The following is a 15,881-nucleotide window of genomic DNA, read 5'->3' as shown; positions in this document are numbered from 1 at the left end:
TCCCACCCGTACCGAAGACACCTACTCTGACGGTCCGTCAGACATTCGGCCAGAGTCCGGAGGCAACCGCGTGAAGCTCGTCGAGGGAAAGACCGTCGTCGTCTCCGGGGTGGGTGCCGGGCTCGGTCACCAGGTGGCCGCGGCGGTGCTGCGCGACGGCGGCAACGCCGTGCTGGGCGCGCGCACCGAGGCCAACCTCGCCAAGGCCGCCGCCGAACTGGACCCGGACGGCACACGGACCGCGTACCTGCCGACCGACATCACCGACGAGCAGGCCTGCGCGCGGCTGGCCGCCCTGGCGGTGGAGCGCTTCGGCGGCATCGACGCGGTGGTCCACGTCGCCGCGTACGACACCCACTTCGGCGGTCTCCAGGACGCCGACTTCGATGCCTGGCAGCAGGTCCTGGACGTCAATCTGCTCGGCACGCTGCGGATGACGCGCGCCTGCCTGCCCGCGCTCAAGGAGCGCGGCGGCTCGGTCGTCCTCATCGGTACGCAGTCGGCGATCGCCAGCCCCAGCGAGGTGCGGCAGGCCGCGTACGCGGCGTCGAAGGGGGCGCTGACCTCGGCGATGTACTCCCTGGCACGTGAGCTGGGGCCGTCACGGATCAGGGTCAACACGGTGCTGCCGGGCTGGATGTGGGGCCCGCCGGTGCAGGGCTTCGTGGCGTACGCGGCCCAGGCCGAGGGTGTCGAGGAGGCGCGGGTGCGGGAGCGGCTGGACGCGCGGATGGCGCTGCCGGAGATGGCGACCGACGCGGACGTAGCGGACGCGGTGCTCTTCTTCGCCTCGGACCGGGCGCGGGCGATCACGGGACAGCAGCTGCTGGTGAACGCCGGGGAGCTGATGCGCTGAGCGCCGGGAGTTGCCCGCCGGGCGCGGGTCGCTCAGGCGCGCGGGTATCTGGCCAGCCAGCCCGGGGCGCTCGCGGTCGGGCCGTGCAGGGCCGGGCCCTGGGTCATCTCCATCGCGAAGTCGTCGGCGAGCTCCAGGACGGTCGGCCGGCCCTCCAGTTCCGCGAGCCAGCCCGGCGGCAGCGCCGTCTCGCCGTGCAGGGCGCCCAGCAGGGCCCCGCACAGTGCGCCGGTGGTGGCGGAGGCCCCGTCGTGGTTGACCGCCAGCCGCAGTCCGTGCCGGATGTCCTCGCCGACGAGCGCGCAGTACAGGGCGACCGCGAGCACTCCCTGCGGGGTGCGTGCGTCGCCGAGCTCCGCCACCCGCTCCGGGGTCGGCGTGCCCCGGCGCACCGCCCCCAGCGCGGTGTGCAGCGCGTGCGTGACGGGCTCGTGGCCGGGGCGGGTGGCCAGCAGGGCGAGGGTGCGCTGGACGGCGGTGGCGGGGCCCTCGCCGCGGGCCAGCCCGTGCACGAGGACGGCGAGCGCGCCCGCGGCGAGGGTGGAGGCGGGGTGGCCGTGGCTCTGGGCGGCGCACTCGACGGCGAGCTGGAGCACCAGTTGCGGCTCCCAGCCGACGAGCAGCCCGAAGGGGGCGGAGCGGGCGACCGCCGCCGGGTCGGTGGAGTCCGGGTTCCGGGGGTTTTCGAGGGTGCCCATCGTCGGTTCGCGGAAGGCGTTGAGGCATTCGCGGCCGGGCGACCTGCGGGCGTACAGCCACTCCTCGCGGGCCAGCCAGCCGTCCTCGGCGCGGCGCTCGTCGGGGCCCCAGTCGTGCTGGGTGGCGGACCAGCGCAGGTAGGCGCGGTGCAGGTCGGTGGGCGGGTGCCAGGCGCCGGTGTCGCGGCGGACCTGGGCGCGGACGAGTCCGTCGACGGTGAAGAGGGTGAGCTGGGTGGCCGCGGTGACCGCGCCCCGCCTGCCGTACGCGGGTGCCAGGTCGAGGAGCCCGGCGACGCCGTGAATCTCCCGTACGGCGCTCAGCGGCAGGGCGTCGACGGGGGCGCCGAGCGCGTCGCCGATGGCTCCGCCGAGCAGTGCGCCGCGCACCCGGCTGCGGAAGTCCTGCTGCTCCGCGCGGCCCCAGACGGGGTTCGCGGGGGTGGCAGTGTCGGCGGGGACGGCTGTACTGCTCATGGCGCGACACGCTACTTGATCGGTATCCGATCGGCTTGTGACTCCTCAGGTCCCTTACAGGTCCCCACCAGCCACAAGTCGGTCATAGCCGCAGAGCCCGTGTCGAAACCCGACACGGGCTCTGCGGTTCGGGGTCAGTCGGTGATGGAGATCTGACCGTTGCCGGGGTCCGCCGCGGCGGGCTGCGCCGGTACCCGGTCGCCGCCCTTGCCCTTGGCGGCGACCCCCTTCAGGAGTTCCGCGAGGTCGACGCCGGTGGTGGAGCTGAGCAGTTCCATGCCCTGGGCGACGTTGTCGGTGACGGTGCGGGAGAGGCGGGAGGCGCCGTCGGTGGAGATCACCGTCATCTTGTCGACCGCGCTGAGCGGCTCGGACGCCTTGGCGACGACCTGCGGCAGCGCCTCGACGAGCATCTGGATGACGGCCGCGTCGCCGTACCGCTCGAAGGCGTCGGCCTTCTTCTGCATGGCCTCGGCCTCCGCCGAACCCTTCGCGGCGATGGCCGCGGCCTCGGACTCGCCCTCGATCCGGACGGCCTCGGCGAGCGCGGCACGGCGCAGCTTCTCGCCCTCACCGGTCAGCCGGGAGCGCTCGGCGTCCGCCTCGGCCTCCTTGACCTGGCTGATCCTGCGGGCCTCGGCCTCCTGCTCGGCCTGGTAGCGGGCGGCGTCGGCGGGCTTGCGGACCTTGGTGTCGAGTTCGCGGTCGGTCAGGGCGGCCTGGCGCTGGGCGACCTTCTCCTGCTCGGAGAGGACCTCCTGCTGGCGGGCGGCCTCGGCGAGCGGACCGGCGGCGTTGGCCTTGGCGGCGGCGGCCTCGGTCTCGACGCGGATCTCGGCCTGCTTGAGGTAGTAGGTCCGCTCGGCGACGGCGATCTCCTCGGCGGCCTTCAGCCGGGCCTGCTCGGAGGCGCGCTTGGCGATGGCCTCGGCGATGTCGGCCTCCTGGCGGGCGCGGGCGGCCTCGGGCCGGCCCAGGTCCTCCAGGTAGGAGCCCTCGGTGGTGATGTCGTGGATCTGGAAGGCGTCCAGGACCAGGCCCTGCCCGGAGAGGCTGGCCTCGGCCTCCTCGGCGACCTGGCCGGCGAACGCGGCCCGGTCCCGGATGATGTCCTCGACCGACATCCGGCCGACGATGGCGCGCAGCGCGCCGGAGAGCACTTCCTGGGTGAAGCTGACGACCTGGCCCTGCTGCTGGAGGAAGCGCTGGGCGGCGGCCCGGATCGCGTCCTCGTTGCCGCCGACCTTGACGATGGCGACGCCTTCGAGGTTGGCCTTCACACCGCGCAGGGTGACCGCGCCGCGCACCGAGATCGGGATCTGCCGGCTGGAGAGGTCGAGGGTGGACTTCTGCTGGACGAACGGGACGACGAAGACGCCGCCGCCCACCACGACCTTCTGGCCGCTGTTGTCGGTCACGACCCGGCCGGTCACCGGGTCGGTGGACTTCTTGCCGCGCCGCCCGGTGATGATGAACGCCTCGCTCGGCCCCGCGACCTTGTAGCGCGTGACGACGACGAGACCGAGCAGGACGAGGAGTACGACGACTCCGACGACCGCGATGACGACTGGGCTCATGGGCAATCCCTCGTGATGGTTGAGCGGTTGTGTGCGTGCGGGAGGGGGCGCCGGTCCGTGGGGAGGCGGGCGCTCAGCGCTCGACGGGGCGTACGGAGACGGAGGTGGACGACAGCGTCGCCTCGACCCACACGTCGGCGCCCCGGAGCACCGGTTTCTCGCTCTTCGCCGCGTACTTCACCGGCTGGCCGCCGAGGTGGACGAGCACTTCGCCGTACCCGCCGGCCGGGATCGCGGTGACGACCGATCCCGGAGTGCCGACGAGGTCCTCCCCGCGTGGTGTCGCGTCGGTCTGATCCCGCATCAGAGCGCGGCTGAACTTCCAGGTCAGCCAGGCCGCTACGACCCCGGCGACGGCGCCGACCCCCGTTGCGGCGCCGGCACCGAGGCCGGTGGTGCCCAGTGTGATCGCACCACCGAAGCCGAGCATCGCGGTGAATCCGGCGACGACCGGCAGGGAGAGCCATCCGTCGAACAGCCCCTCCAGTGCGGAGAAGCCGTGGAACAGACCCTCCAGCAGTCCGTCGAAGACCAGCGCGAGGAGCAGGAGCACCACACCCGCGATGCCGAGACCCAGAAACAGTGTCATTCCCGCTCCTTCCCCCCGTGCGCGCCGGTTCCTTGACGTAACCGAAGGGTCGCACATCGCACTGACATCCGTCGTTGCCGGATCCCGGCAGTCTTTACGCGTTCTTAATGCCGGACACCCGTGGAACCGCGGTCGCACGAAGGGCGTCGTCGCTGCTGCGACGACGCCCTCCTGTCCCGTCCGGTTGCGCCGTCAGTCGCCCAGTACCGGCAGCAGTTGCGGGAGATGGCCGTCGGAGGCGTGCGCGGCGGCGATCCGCTCCTCGGGCACCTCGCCGTAGAGCGTCGTACGGGGCCGGGAGGGCCGGCCCGCGGCGTCGGCGATGGCGACCAGGTCCTGGATGGAGCGGTACGAGCCGTAGCTCGACCCGGCCATCCGGGAGATGGTCTCCTCCATCAGCGTGCCACCGAGGTCGTTGGCCCCGGACCGCAGCATCTCCGCGGCGCCCTCGGCGCCGAGCTTGACCCAGCTGGTCTGGATGTTGGTGATGTGCGGGTGGAGCAGCAGGCGGGCCATGGCGGTGACGGCCCGGTTGTCGCGGACGGTGGGGCCCGGCCGGGCGATGCCGGCCAGGTACACGGGCGCGTTGGTGTGGATGAACGGCAGCGTCACGAACTCCGTGAAGCCGCCGGTCTCCTGCTGGATGCGGGCCAGCGTGCGCAGGTGGCCGAGCCAGTGCCGGGGCTGGTCCACGTGCCCGTACATCATCGTGGAGGAGGACCGCAGTCCCACCTCGTGCGCCGTCCTGACGACCTCGATCCATTCGGCGGTGGGCAGTTTGCCCTTGGTGAGGATCCAGCGGACCTCGTCGTCGAGGATCTCGGCGGCGGTGCCGGGGATCGACCCGAGGCCCGCCTCCTTCGCGGCGGTCAGCCACTCGCGGAAGGAGAGCCCGGTGCGGGTGGCCCCGTTGACGACCTCCATCGGCGAGAAGGCGTGCACGTGCATGTCCGGCACGCGGTCCTTCACGGCCTTCGCGATGTCGAAGTACGCGGTGCCCGGCAGGTCCGGGTGGATGCCGCCCTGCATGCACACCTCGACGGCGCCGACGTCCCACGCCTGGGCGGCCCGGTCGGCGACCTGGTCCAGGGAGAGGGTGTAGGCGTCGGCGTCGGTGCGGCGCTGCGCGAAGGCGCAGAAACGGCAGCCGGTGTAGCAGACGTTGGTGAAGTTGATGTTGCGCGTGACGATGTACGTCACGTCGTCGCCGACCACGTCCCGGCGCAGGGTGTCCGCGATCCGGCAGAGCGCGTCGAGCGCCGGGCCGTCCGCGTGCAGCAGCGCCAGCGCCTGGGCGTCGTTCAGCTTCGTGGGGTCGTCGGCGGCCTGCGAGAGCGCGGCCTTCAGTTCGCCGTCGACGCGGCTGACGTCGCCGGACAGCTGCGAGGGCACCATGCCGGGTGCCGCCGCCTCGCGCAGCGCCTCCCAGTCGCCGTACACGGCGTCGAAGTCGTCGCGCCGGTCGCCGGTGCGGCCCTCGGTGTCGATGGTGTGGTGCAGATCGGTGCGCCCGCTGGCGGTGAACGCCTCGTCGGGCTCCTGCCAGGGCAGGCCGGTGGGCGTGACGTCCGTGCGGGCGAGCCCGGTCTGCGGGTCGGCGAGCGCGCCCACGTGCGGCAGCAGCCGCGGGTCGAGCCACGGCTCGCCGCGCCGGACGAACTCCGGGTAGATGGTGAGCCGTTCGCGCAGTTCGAAGCCCGACTCGCGGGTGCGTTCGGCGAGTTGGTCGATGTGCGGCCAGGGGCGCTCGGGGTTGACGTGGTCGGGGGTGAGCGGGGAGACGCCGCCCCAGTCGTCGATGCCCGCGCCGATGATCAGCGCGTACTCGTCGTCCACGAGGTTCGGCGGGGCCTGGATGCGGGCCGAGGGGCCGAGTATGTGCCGGGCGACGGCAATGGCCGCCGCCAGTTCCTCCAGCTCGGCGTCCGGCATCCGCCCCATCGCGGTGTCCGGCTTGGCCCGGAAGTTCTGGACGATCACTTCCTGGATGCCGTGGTACGCCCGTGCCGTCCTGCGCAGCGCGAACAGCGAGTCGGCGCGCTCCTCGTAGTTCTCGCCGATGCCGATGAGGATGCCGGTGGTGAAGGGGACGTTGGAGCGGCCCGCGTCCTCCAGCGCGCGCAGGCGGACCGCGGGCTCCTTGTCCGGGGAGCCGTGGTGCGGGCCGCCGGGCTCCGACCACAGCCGGGTCGCCGTGGTCTCCAGCATCATGCCCATCGAGGGCGCGACGGGCTTGAGCCGCTGGAGTTCGGTCCAGGACATGACGCCGGGGTTCAGGTGCGGCAGGAGTCCGGTCTCCTCCAGGACCCTGATGGCCATGGCGCGCACATAGGCGAGGGTGTCGTCGTACCCCTCCGCCGCCAGCCACTCGCGCGCCTCCGGCCAGCGCTCCTCCGGCCGGTCGCCGAGCGTGAACAGCGCTTCCTTGCAGCCCATTTCCGCACCCGCGCGGGCGATCTCCAGCACCTCGTCCGGCGACAGGTACATGCCGTGCCCGGCCCGGCGCAGCTTGCCGGGGACGGTGACGAAGGTGCAGTAGTGGCACTTGTCGCGGCAGAGCCGGGTGAGCGGGATGAAGACCTTCTTGGAGTACGTGATGACGCCCGGCCGTCCGACGGCGTCGAGTCCCGCGTCCCGCACGCGCGCCGCCGACGCGCAGAGGTCGGTGAGGTCGTCGCCGCGCGCCTGGAGGAGGACGGCGGCCTCGGCGGCGTCGAGGGCGACACCGTCCCGGGCACGTTTGAGGGCGCGGCGCATGGAGTTCTCGGTCGGGGGCGTTCCGGTCGGTCCGGTGGGCTGCGCTGCGGAGCTCGTCATCCCCCGAGGATACGTTCGATGCCTGCGTGACATTCGGGACGTGGGGGCGTTAGACGCAGCACACCGAGCTGTCCCTTCCGTCCTTCGGAGACCCGTATGCTGCGCCGTACCGCCGTCCTCGCCCTGCCCGTGCTGGCCCTGCTGACCAGCGCCGCTTCCGCTTCCGCCGTCGCGCACCCGGCGCCCGGCGCGGCGGGGCGGGCCGGGGACCACCTGACCGTCACGCTCACCGGAACGGGTCCCTCCGACGGGGCGTACGAGCTGTTCTGCCACCCCGCGGCCGGCACCCACCCCGAGCCCCAGGAGGCCTGCGACAGCCTCGACGGGGCGACGGTGTGGGGCAAGGACCCGTTCGCACCGGTGCCGCCGGACGCGCTCTGCACGGACGTCTACGGCGGCCCGGAGACCGCCCGCGTCACCGGCGTCTGGGCGGGCCGCCCGGTGGACACGGACTACCGGCGCACCAACGGCTGCGAGATCGCCCGGTGGGACGCGATGCGCCCGCTGCTGCCGCCCACGTCGGGCATGGGCGACGGCGCGGTGCGGTAGGGGCGCACGGGGTGGGCGTGGTTCAGAGGTAGCGCGCGTACTCGTCGAGCGTGCGCAGCACCTCGTCCTCCCCGGCGGGCGGCAGCTGGAGCACCACTTCCCCGATGCCCAACTGCCCGTAGTGCTCCAGCTTGCCGGGGGTCGGCAGCACCGCGTACGGCACGACCTGGAGGTCCGCCGCGTCGCGCCCGGCCGCCTCCCACACCTGGCGCAGCGCCGGGATCGCCTCGCCGAGGCCGCGCCCGCCGATCGGCATCCAGCCGTCCGCGTACTGCGTGATGTGGTCGAACATCTTCGGCCCGGCGGCCCCTCCGACGAGCACGCGCGGGGCGCCGCCGTGCGGCTTGGGGTGCGCCTCGCTGGCCTGCACCGAACCGAACTCGCCCTTGTAGGCGGTCGGTTGTTCGCTCCACAGGGCGCGCATCAGCGCCATCCGGTCGCGCGCGAGGTCGCGCCGGGTCGACCACCGCACCCCGTGGTCGGCGGCCTCCTCCTTGTTCCAGCCGAAGCCGACGCCGAGGGTGAACCGGCCGCCGGACAGGTGGTCGAGGGTGGCGATCTGCTTGGCCAGGTCGATCGGGTCGTGCTGGGCGAGCAGGGTGACGCCGGTGCCGAGCCCGAGCCGCTCGGTGACCGCCGACGCCTGGCCGAGCGCCACGAACGGGTCGAGGGTCCGCCCGTACTCGCGCGGCAGTTCGCCGCCCGACGGGTTGGGCGTCTCCCGGCTGACCGGGATGTGGGTGTGCTCCGGGAGGTAGAGCCCGGCGAAGCCGCGCCGCTCCAGTTCCGTCGCCAGCCGTACCGGTGTGATCGTCTCGTCCGTCAGAAAGATGGTGGCAGCGATCCGCATACAACCTCCTGTGTCGAGCGCCTGTTGGCGGTCACACGGTAGGGCGTACGGTGCCGAAAGCCGAGAGGTCCACGAGGACCCGGCACGGACGGGGAAAGGCGCGCCACCATGCGCATGCACACCAGGACCACCACCACATTCCTGCTGGCCGGCACGTTGCTGCTGGCGGCACCCGCGATGTCGCTGTCTACGGCGGCGGCGACGCCCCGCACGGCGACGGCGAGCGCGGCGAGCACGGGAAGCACGGCGGGCGCGGTCACCGGCCACGCCGGCGCGCACCCGGGCACCGCCGTCGTGACGCGGGCGCAGAGCGGCCTCGCCGACAGCGCCACCGTCTCGAAGTCCAAGCCGAAGAAGAAGAAAAAGAAGAAGAAGGGCTTCGGCGCCGGGCTCATCATCGGCGTGCTCGTGGTGATCGTGCTGGTACTGGTCATCCTGTGGCTGGTCCGCCGCAACCGGCGCAGCACCTGAGTGCGCCAGAATCCCGGCCCATGACTCCATCCGATGTCCCGGCCGAATCCCCTGCCGCCGATGCCGCGGAGAGCCCCGCCGCGGGCTCCGCGCCGACGAGCCGCCGCGCCCTGTTCACCGTGGGTGCGGCGGCGGCGCTCACTCTCGGGACGGTGAGCTTCGCGCGGGCGGCGCCGGGCGGCGGAGCGGGTGCCGCGCCGGGCGACGGGCCGCTGAGCCGGACCGTGTCGGGGACGCTGCCGCCCGGGGCGCCGGACTTCGTGCACCTGCCCTTCGAAGTGCCGCGCGGAATCGGCGAGTTGCGGGTCTCCTACCGCTACGAACGGCCGCCCGTGCCGCCGGGGACGCCGGGCAACGCCCTCGACATCGGCGTCTTCGACGAGCGCGGCACGGCACTGGGCGGCCGGGGGTTCCGGGGCTGGTCGGGCGGTGCGCGCACGGAGTTCTTCCTCCGGGGTGACGCGGCGACGCCCGGCTATCTGCCGGGCCCGGTCCGCCCCGGCACCTGGCACGTGGCGCTGGCGCCGTACACGGTGGCGCCGGGCGGGCTGCCGTACTCGGTGACGATCACGCTCGTGCCGGGGCCGACGGCGCCCACGCCCCGGCCGGTGTACCCGCCACAGCGGGCGGCGGGACGCGGGCGGGCCTGGTACCGGGGCGACTGCCATCTGCACTCCGTGCACTCGGACGGCAGACGCACGCCCGCGGAGATCGCCGCGCTGGCCAGGGCCGCCGGACTGGACTTCATCACCACGACGGAGCACAACACGCCCTCCTCGCACCGGCACTGGGACGGGCTGTGGGGCGACGACCTGCTCGTGCTGACCGGCGAGGAGGTCACCACGCGCAACGGGCACGTGCTGGCGCTGGGCACCGCGCCGGGCACGCACGTCGACTGGCGGTACCGGGCGCGGGACAACCGGTTCGGGCACTTCGCCCGGGAGATCCGGCGGGCGGGCGGCCTGGTGGTGCCCGCCCACCCCCATGCCACCTGTCTGGGCTGCGCCTGGCAGTTCGGGTTCGCGGAGGCGGACGCGGTGGAGGTGTGGAACGGGCCCTGGACGCCGGACGACGAGGTGTCGTTGCAGGCGTGGGACAGGACGCTGGGCCGGGGCGGGCGGTGGGTGCCCGCCATGGGCAACAGCGACGCGCACCGCGATCCGGACCGGGTGGGGCTGCCGCAGACGGTCGTCCTGGCGGACGGCCTGTCGCGCGGGGCGGTCCTGGAGGGGATCCGGGCCGGGCGGTCGTACGTCGCCGAGTCCGCGGACCTCTCCGTCGACCTGCGCGTCACGGGGGCGCGGGGGCGGTCGGCGGGGCTCGGCGAGCGGCTGTCGGTGGCGGCGGGCGAGGCGGTGACGGTACGGCTGGCCGTGACGGGGGCCGGGGCGGACTGGACGACGCACCTGGTGACGGATCAGGGGACGGTGTGCGGTGGGGGTCCGGGCGGTCTCTCGTGGACGACGAGCGGGTCGTACGCGGGGTATGTGCGGGCGGAGGTGAGGCGGCCGGTGCCGGTGGGGGTGCCGGGGGTGGGGTTGCCGGGGGCGGTGGCGGCGTTCACGAATCCGGTGTTCGTGGGGGTGGGGCGGTAGGCGGGGGCCTCCGGGGGCGGTACGGGGGGTGTGCGGTACGGGGCGGGGGCCGGGCGGGGCCGGGTGGTGCGGCTCCGTCGGGGGCCGCCCCCTTGCCCGCCCGTTCCGCCCCCGGGGGCGGCCCCGCCGCCCAAGGGGGCGGGGGTGGGTGGGAAAGGGCGGCCCCGCCGCCCGAGGGGGCTCGGGCGGGGCGAGGGGGCGGGGGCGGGGCGAGGGGGTTAGTCCTGGATGGTGAGGGAGGGGGTTTCTTTGGTGAGGATTTCGCCGCGGAAGAAGGCCGGGCTGCGGCGCTGCATCACCAGCATGATCAGGAAGCCGACCAGGAGCAGGCCGACGCCGATCACGAAGACCGAGCCGACGCCGAAGACGGAGGAGCCGCTGCCGTAGGCCGGGTCCCACATGTCGTACAGCGTCTTGGCGAAGACGCCGGTCAGCAGGGTGCCGCCGAGGACCGGGAAGACCCCCTTGAAGAGCGCGTCGCGCGCGGACTTCGTCAGGTCGCGGCGGAAGTACCAGGCGCAGGCGAACGACGTCAGCGCGTAGTAGAAGCAGATCATGAGGCCGAGCGCGTAGATCGTGTCGACCAGGACGTGCTCGCTGACCAGGGTCATCACCGTGTAGAAGATGCCGGTGGCCACGCCCGCGTGGACGGTGGCGCGCCCCGGGCTCTTGAAGCGGGGGTGCACCCGGGAGTACGAGGCGGGCAGGGCCTCGTACGCGGACATCGCGAGGACCGTGCGGGCGACCGGGATGAAGGTCGTCTGGAGGCTCGCGGTAGCGGAGGCCAGGACGGCGACGAAGAGCAGGATGCCGAGGACCGGGCCCATCACGGGGCCGGCGAGGGCGGCGAAGACGTTGTCGGAGGTGTCCGGGTTGCCGAGGCCCAGACCCTTGTCGCCGGAGCCGACGGCCATCTGCGCGGCGACGGCGGTGGCCAGGTACGAGCCGACGAGGACGACCATCGCGATGAGGGCGGCGCGGCCGGGCGTCTTCTCGCTGCCGGTGGTCTCCTCGTTGGCGGTCAGGCAGGCGTCCCAGCCCCAGTACATGAAGATCGAGAGCGAGAGGCCCGCGGTGAAGGCGGCGAAGGAGCCGACCGAGAAGGGGTTGAACCAGGACCAGGAGAAGTCGAGGCCGCCCGCGAACCCGGGAAGGTCGCTGCCCGCCTTGCTGAAGGCCATCGCGACGAAGAGCGCGAGGACGACGAGCTGGAGGCCGACGAGGGCGTACTGGACGCCCTTGGTGGCGGTCATGCCCCGGTAGCTGACCAGGGTCGCCAGGGCGATCAGGGCGAGGCAGGTGAGGATGTGGACGGCCTTGTTGTCCTCCAGGGCCGCGATCCGGTCGCTGCCGGTCAGCTCGCCCGCCAGCAGCCAGAAGTACGAGGTGGCGACGCCGGCGAGGTTGGAGAGCACGATGATCGTCGCGACCACCAGGCCCCAGCCGCACATCCAGCCGACCCGGGGGCCGAAGGCCTTCACGGTCCAGGTGAAGGAGGTGCCGCAGTCGGGCATGACCCGGTTCAGCTCGCGGTACGCGAAGGCGACCAGCAGCATCGGCAGGAACCCGGCGAGGAAGATCGCGGGCATCTGGAGGCCGACCTCGCCGGCCGTGGAGCCGAGCGTCGAGGTCAGACAGTAGACGGGGGCCACGGTGGAGATGCCGATGACGGCGCTGCCGAGGAGGCCCACGGAGTTCCCGCCGAGGCCCTTGTCGCGTACGCCGTCGCCGGAGCTGTCGGGGGCGCCCCCTCGGGAGACGCCCCTTACCGGGTCTCCGGTCTGCGGCTTCGTTTCCACCTGAGTCATGAACAGGACGTTAAGTCCTGCGGTTTCCACATCCGGAGGACAAAAGTCCGTTACGAAATCCTTGAGTTGAGAGGTACAAATACCTCATGGATCAAGGATATCCAGGGACCAAAGGCCGGATCACCTTCCGAACATCGGCGTGGACCTCTCCTTTCGCCATGCGAAAACCGCAGCTCAACCCGATTTGTCCCGTTTCCAAATTTTCCCGTGCGTTCTCTCACCCCGGCCAGACCACCGCCTGGGTCTCGCTGTACGCGTGCAGGGCGTAGGACCCCACGTCCCGGCCCACCCCGCTCTGCTTGAAGCCGCCGAACGGCGCCTCCATGTTCCGCCCGATGCTGTTGATGCCGACGCCGCCCGCGCGCAGCCGCCGCGCGACCCGGAAGGCGCGGGCCACGTCCCCGGACCACACGTAGTCGATCAGCCCGTAGTCGCTGTCGTTGGCGAGCGCGACGCCCTCCTCCTCGTCGTCGAAGGGCACGACCACGACCACCGGGCCGAAGATCTCCTCGCGGACGATCCGCATGTCGTTCGTGCAGTCGGCGAAGAGGGTCGGCGCTACGTAGAAGCCCTTGTCGAGGCCGGCCGGGCGCTCGCCGCCCGCGACCAGCCGGGCGCCCTCCTTCTTCCCCAGTTCGACGTACGACTCGACCCGCTCGCGGTGCGCGGCCGAGATGACCGGTCCGACGACGGTGCGCGGGTCGGCCGGGTCGCCCACCTTCAGGTACCCGATGTACGCGGTCAGCTTCTCCAGCAGCGCCTCGTACACCGGCCGCTGGACGATCACCCGGGTCGGGGCGGTGCAGATCTGCCCGCTGTAGAAGGAGAAGGTGGTACCGATCCCCATCGCCGCCGAGTCCAGGTCGGCGTCGTCGAAGACGAGTGCCGCGCCCTTTCCGCCCAGTTCCATCAGCTGGCGCTTCATGCCGCGCCCGCAGACCTCCGCGATGGCCCGGCCCACCTGCGTACTGCCGGTGAAGCTGACCATGTCGACGGACGGCGAGTCCACGGCCGTCTCCCCCACCGCGACCGCACGGCCGCCCACCACATTGACCACCCCTGGCGGAACTCCCGCCTCCGCCAGTGCCTCGGCCATCCGGAACACGGAGAGCGGGTCCTGCGGGGCCGGCTTGACCAGCACGGTGTTGCCCATGGCCAGGGCCGGGGCGATCTTCCCCGAGGGGTTGGCCCAGGGGTTGTTGTACGAGGTGATGCAGGTGACCACCCCGACCGGCTGGCGCACCTCCAGCGCGCCGAACACGCCCGCCCTGCCCATCGGGCCCGCCTCGTTGATCTGCGGCGGGATCGCGGTCTCGGTCGGCTCCAGCGCCCCCTTCGCGTACCGCCGGAAGCGCGCCTCGCCGACCGCCACCTGCATGCCGCGCGCGGTCCCGGCCGTCGCCCCGGTCTCCGCCTGCGCCAGGGCGGCGTACGGGGCCGCCTCGCGCCGGATCACCCCGGCCGCGCGGTCCAGGATCGCCGCCCGCTCCTCCGGCTTCGTACGGGACCAGGAGGCGAACGCCTCGCGGGCCGCGTCGGCGGCCTCGCGCACCTGGCCGGGGCTCGCCTCGGGGGCGAGTCCGACGACCTCCTCGGTGGCGGGGTTGATCACCTCGTAGTGCCCGCCCCGGGGCTCCACCCACTCGCCGCCGATGTACAGCCGCTGCTCGTCCGTCGCCCGGTCCGTCACTGGGTGGACACCGTCCTCGTGTCGCGGCCCGAGCGCAGCACCGTGCCCGGCACCGCGCCCGTCACCTGGTCGTCCCGTATCGTCTCGACGCCGTTGACCCGCACCGAGACGATCCCGAGCGCCTTGGAGTCCAGGCGCGGGCTGTCGCCGGGCAGGTCGTGGACGAGGGTGGCGGGCCCGGCGTCGATCCGCTCGGGGTCGAAGAGGACCAGGTCCGCGTGGAACCCCTCCTCGATCCGCCCGCGCCCGCGCAGCCCGAAGAGCCGTGCCGGGTCGTCGGTGAGCATCTTCACCGCCTCTTCGAGACCGACCAGCTTGCGCCCGCGCAGGCAGTCGCCGAGGAATCGGGTGGTGTACGGGGCGCCGCACATCCGGTCCAGGTGCGCCCCGGCGTCGGAGCCGCCGAGCATGACGTCCTCGTGCTCCCAGGTCTCGCGGCGCAGCGCCCAGGAGGCCGGGTCGTTGTCGGTGGGCATCGGCCACAGCACGGTGCGCAGGTCGTCGTTGGCGCAGATCTCGACGAGGCACGCGAAGGGTTCCAGGCCGCGCTCGGCGGCGATGTCGTTGACGACGCGCCCGCTGACGCCCGCGTTGGCCTCGCTGTAGGTGTCGCCGATGACGTACCGGCCGAAGTTGGCGAGCCTGCGGAAGACCCCGGCCTCCTTGGAGCGGGCGCGCCGCAGCATCTCCGCGCGTACGTCCGCATCGCGGAGTTTCGCGATCCGCTCGGGCACGGGCAGGGCGAGGACGTCGCCCCAGCCGGGGATGAGGTTGAGGGCGCAGAAGGTGCCCAGCGACATGTTCATCGGCGTGAGGATCGGCATCGTCAGGGCGACGATCCGGCCGCCGGCCTTGCGGGCGCGCTCGCTGGGTATCAGCTGGCGGGGCACCCGCTCGGGGACGGCGGCGTCGATGGTGAGCACGTTCCAGTTCAGCGGGCGGCCGGCCGCGGCGCTCATCTCGACGAAGAGGTCGATCTCGTCGTCGTCGAACTGGTCGAGGCAGCCGGCCACGATGGCCTCGATCTGGGTGCCCTCGTGCTCGCCGACCGCGCGGGACAGGGCGAGGAGTTCGTCGGGGCGGGCGTGCCGGGAGGCGACGGGTTCGCCGTCCCCGTCGGAGTGGGTGGAGGACTGGGTGGTGGACAGGCCCCAGGCGCCGGACTCCATGGCGTCGTGGAACAGCCGCAGCATGGCGTCGAGTTCGTCGGGGGTGGGGGCGCGGTCGCTGACGGCGTCGGCGCCCATCACGTACCGGCGCAGCGCGCAGTGCCCCACCATGAAGCCCGCGTTGACGGCGATCCGCCCTTCGAGGGCGTCGAGGTACTCGCCGAACGAGGACCAGTTCCAGGGCGCGCCCTCCTCCAGGGCGACCAGCGACATGCCCTCGACCTTGGACATCATCCGCCGCGTGTAGTCGGCGTCCTCGGGCCGGTCGGGGTGCAGCGGGGCGAGCGTGAACCCGCAGTTGCCGCCCGCGACGGTGGTGACGCCGTGGTTGAGGGAGGGAGTGGCGTACGGGTCCCAGAAGAGCTGGGCGTCGTAGTGGGTGTGGGGGTCGACGAAGCCGGGCGCGAGGACGAGGCCGGTGGCGTCCTCGGTGGTCGCCGCGTCCTCGGTGACGGTCCCCGGCTCGGCGACGACGGCGATGCGCCCGTCCCGGATGCCGAGGTCGGCGGTGCGGGAGGGGGCGCCGGTGCCGTCTACGAGGGTGGCGTTGAGGATGAGGTGGTCGAGCATGTGCGTCCCTTCTTGGGGAGGGGTTCTCCGTGCGTCGCGCGGCGCTCGCGCGGGCGGGCGGGTGCGGTTCGCCGGCTTCGGTGTCCGCGGCTTCGACGCGGCCGTTCGCGCGGTTCCCCGCACCCCTGAAGGGGCGCGGGGAACCGCGCGGCCTACCGGCACCGC

The 15,881-nt window shown here is 72.9% G+C and carries 12 protein-coding genes; 4 read left to right on the top strand and 8 right to left on the bottom strand.

The genetic code is table 11. The features are described from left to right. Positions 1-70: 70 nt before the first annotated feature. Positions 71-856, top strand: a complete 786-nt coding sequence (locus ACFYVL_RS10985; protein WP_389243054.1) for an SDR family oxidoreductase — start codon at positions 71-73, stop codon at positions 854-856. Positions 857-888: 32 nt separating this feature from the next. On the opposite strand, the gene ACFYVL_RS10980 is transcribed toward ACFYVL_RS10985, so the two are convergent. From ACFYVL_RS10980 to ACFYVL_RS10965, 4 genes are all read right to left on the bottom strand, one after another. Further along, positions 889-2,031: an ADP-ribosylglycohydrolase family protein gene (locus ACFYVL_RS10980; RefSeq protein ID WP_389243052.1), complete on the bottom strand. Its 1,143-nt coding sequence runs from the start codon at positions 2,029-2,031 to the stop codon at positions 889-891. 134 nt (positions 2,032-2,165) lie between these two features. Continuing rightward, complete coding sequence (locus ACFYVL_RS10975; protein ID WP_389243050.1) at positions 2,166-3,608, bottom strand: flotillin family protein; 1,443 nt, start codon at positions 3,606-3,608, stop codon at positions 2,166-2,168. 73 nt (positions 3,609-3,681) lie between these two features. Further along, positions 3,682-4,197, bottom strand: coding sequence for a hypothetical protein (locus ACFYVL_RS10970; protein WP_389243048.1), 516 nt, complete (start codon positions 4,195-4,197; stop codon positions 3,682-3,684). A gap of 192 nt (positions 4,198-4,389) precedes the next feature. Beyond that, on the bottom strand, positions 4,390-7,014 hold the full coding sequence (locus tag ACFYVL_RS10965; protein WP_389243046.1) for a bifunctional FO biosynthesis protein CofGH: 2,625 nt from the start codon (positions 7,012-7,014) through the stop codon (positions 4,390-4,392). A gap of 96 nt (positions 7,015-7,110) precedes the next feature. On the opposite strand from ACFYVL_RS10965, the gene ACFYVL_RS10960 reads away from it, so the two are divergent. Then, complete coding sequence (locus ACFYVL_RS10960; protein WP_389243044.1) at positions 7,111-7,563, top strand: SSI family serine proteinase inhibitor; 453 nt, start codon at positions 7,111-7,113, stop codon at positions 7,561-7,563. Positions 7,564-7,585: 22 nt separating this feature from the next. On the opposite strand, the gene ACFYVL_RS10955 is transcribed toward ACFYVL_RS10960, so the two are convergent. Then, complete coding sequence (locus ACFYVL_RS10955) at positions 7,586-8,413, bottom strand: TIGR03619 family F420-dependent LLM class oxidoreductase (protein ID WP_389243042.1); 828 nt, start codon at positions 8,411-8,413, stop codon at positions 7,586-7,588. 108 nt (positions 8,414-8,521) lie between these two features. Between ACFYVL_RS10955 and ACFYVL_RS10950 the strand changes: the two genes are divergently transcribed. Together ACFYVL_RS10950 and ACFYVL_RS10945 are read left to right on the top strand one after the other, a co-directional pair. Continuing rightward, positions 8,522-8,884, top strand: coding sequence for a hypothetical protein (locus tag ACFYVL_RS10950; protein ID WP_389243040.1), 363 nt, complete (start codon positions 8,522-8,524; stop codon positions 8,882-8,884). A 20-nt stretch (positions 8,885-8,904) separates the two neighbouring features. Further along, positions 8,905-10,479, top strand: a complete 1,575-nt coding sequence (locus ACFYVL_RS10945; RefSeq protein ID WP_389243038.1) for a CehA/McbA family metallohydrolase — start codon at positions 8,905-8,907, stop codon at positions 10,477-10,479. Between the two features lie 218 nt (positions 10,480-10,697). Here ACFYVL_RS10945 and ACFYVL_RS10940 read toward each other — a convergent pair whose 3' ends face one another. From ACFYVL_RS10940 to ACFYVL_RS10930, 3 genes are all read right to left on the bottom strand, one after another. Then, complete coding sequence (locus ACFYVL_RS10940; RefSeq protein ID WP_389243036.1) at positions 10,698-12,287, bottom strand: APC family permease; 1,590 nt, start codon at positions 12,285-12,287, stop codon at positions 10,698-10,700. Positions 12,288-12,504: 217 nt separating this feature from the next. After that, positions 12,505-13,977: an aldehyde dehydrogenase family protein gene (locus tag ACFYVL_RS10935; protein WP_389243034.1), complete on the bottom strand. Its 1,473-nt coding sequence runs from the start codon at positions 13,975-13,977 to the stop codon at positions 12,505-12,507. Then, positions 13,974-15,716 (bottom strand): amidohydrolase family protein, encoded by a 1,743-nt coding sequence (locus tag ACFYVL_RS10930; RefSeq protein WP_389243032.1) that lies wholly within the window; start codon positions 15,714-15,716, stop codon positions 13,974-13,976. Before ACFYVL_RS10930 ends, ACFYVL_RS10935 begins: the two co-directional genes overlap by 4 nt. Between the last annotated feature and the right edge of the window lie 165 nt (positions 15,717-15,881).

This window comes from Streptomyces sp. NPDC004111 (assembly GCF_042874215.1).
Lineage (GTDB): Bacteria > Actinomycetota > Actinomycetes > Streptomycetales > Streptomycetaceae > Streptomyces.
Note: the sequence above shows the minus strand (reverse complement) of the source record. Positions and strands in the feature narration are given on the sequence as shown.

What these genes read in the sequence shown, in the direction of transcription:
- ACFYVL_RS10980 (WP_389243052.1), bottom strand. Translation starts at nt 2,031, where the DNA reads ATGAGCAGTACAGCCGTCCCCGCCGACACTGCCACCCCCGCGAACCCC.
- ACFYVL_RS10975 (WP_389243050.1), bottom strand. Translation starts at nt 3,608, where the DNA reads ATGAGCCCAGTCGTCATCGCGGTCGTCGGAGTCGTCGTACTCCTCGTC.
- ACFYVL_RS10970 (WP_389243048.1), bottom strand. Translation starts at nt 4,197, where the DNA reads ATGACACTGTTTCTGGGTCTCGGCATCGCGGGTGTGGTGCTCCTGCTC.
- ACFYVL_RS10965 (WP_389243046.1), bottom strand. Translation starts at nt 7,014, where the DNA reads ATGACGAGCTCCGCAGCGCAGCCCACCGGACCGACCGGAACGCCCCCG.
- ACFYVL_RS10960 (WP_389243044.1), top strand. Translation starts at nt 7,111, where the DNA reads ATGCTGCGCCGTACCGCCGTCCTCGCCCTGCCCGTGCTGGCCCTGCTG.
- ACFYVL_RS10955 (WP_389243042.1), bottom strand. Translation starts at nt 8,413, where the DNA reads ATGCGGATCGCTGCCACCATCTTTCTGACGGACGAGACGATCACACCG.
- ACFYVL_RS10950 (WP_389243040.1), top strand. Translation starts at nt 8,522, where the DNA reads ATGCGCATGCACACCAGGACCACCACCACATTCCTGCTGGCCGGCACG.
- ACFYVL_RS10945 (WP_389243038.1), top strand. Translation starts at nt 8,905, where the DNA reads ATGACTCCATCCGATGTCCCGGCCGAATCCCCTGCCGCCGATGCCGCG.
- ACFYVL_RS10940 (WP_389243036.1), bottom strand. Translation starts at nt 12,287, where the DNA reads ATGACTCAGGTGGAAACGAAGCCGCAGACCGGAGACCCGGTAAGGGGC.
- ACFYVL_RS10930 (WP_389243032.1), bottom strand. Translation starts at nt 15,716, where the DNA reads ATGCTCGACCACCTCATCCTCAACGCCACCCTCGTAGACGGCACCGGC.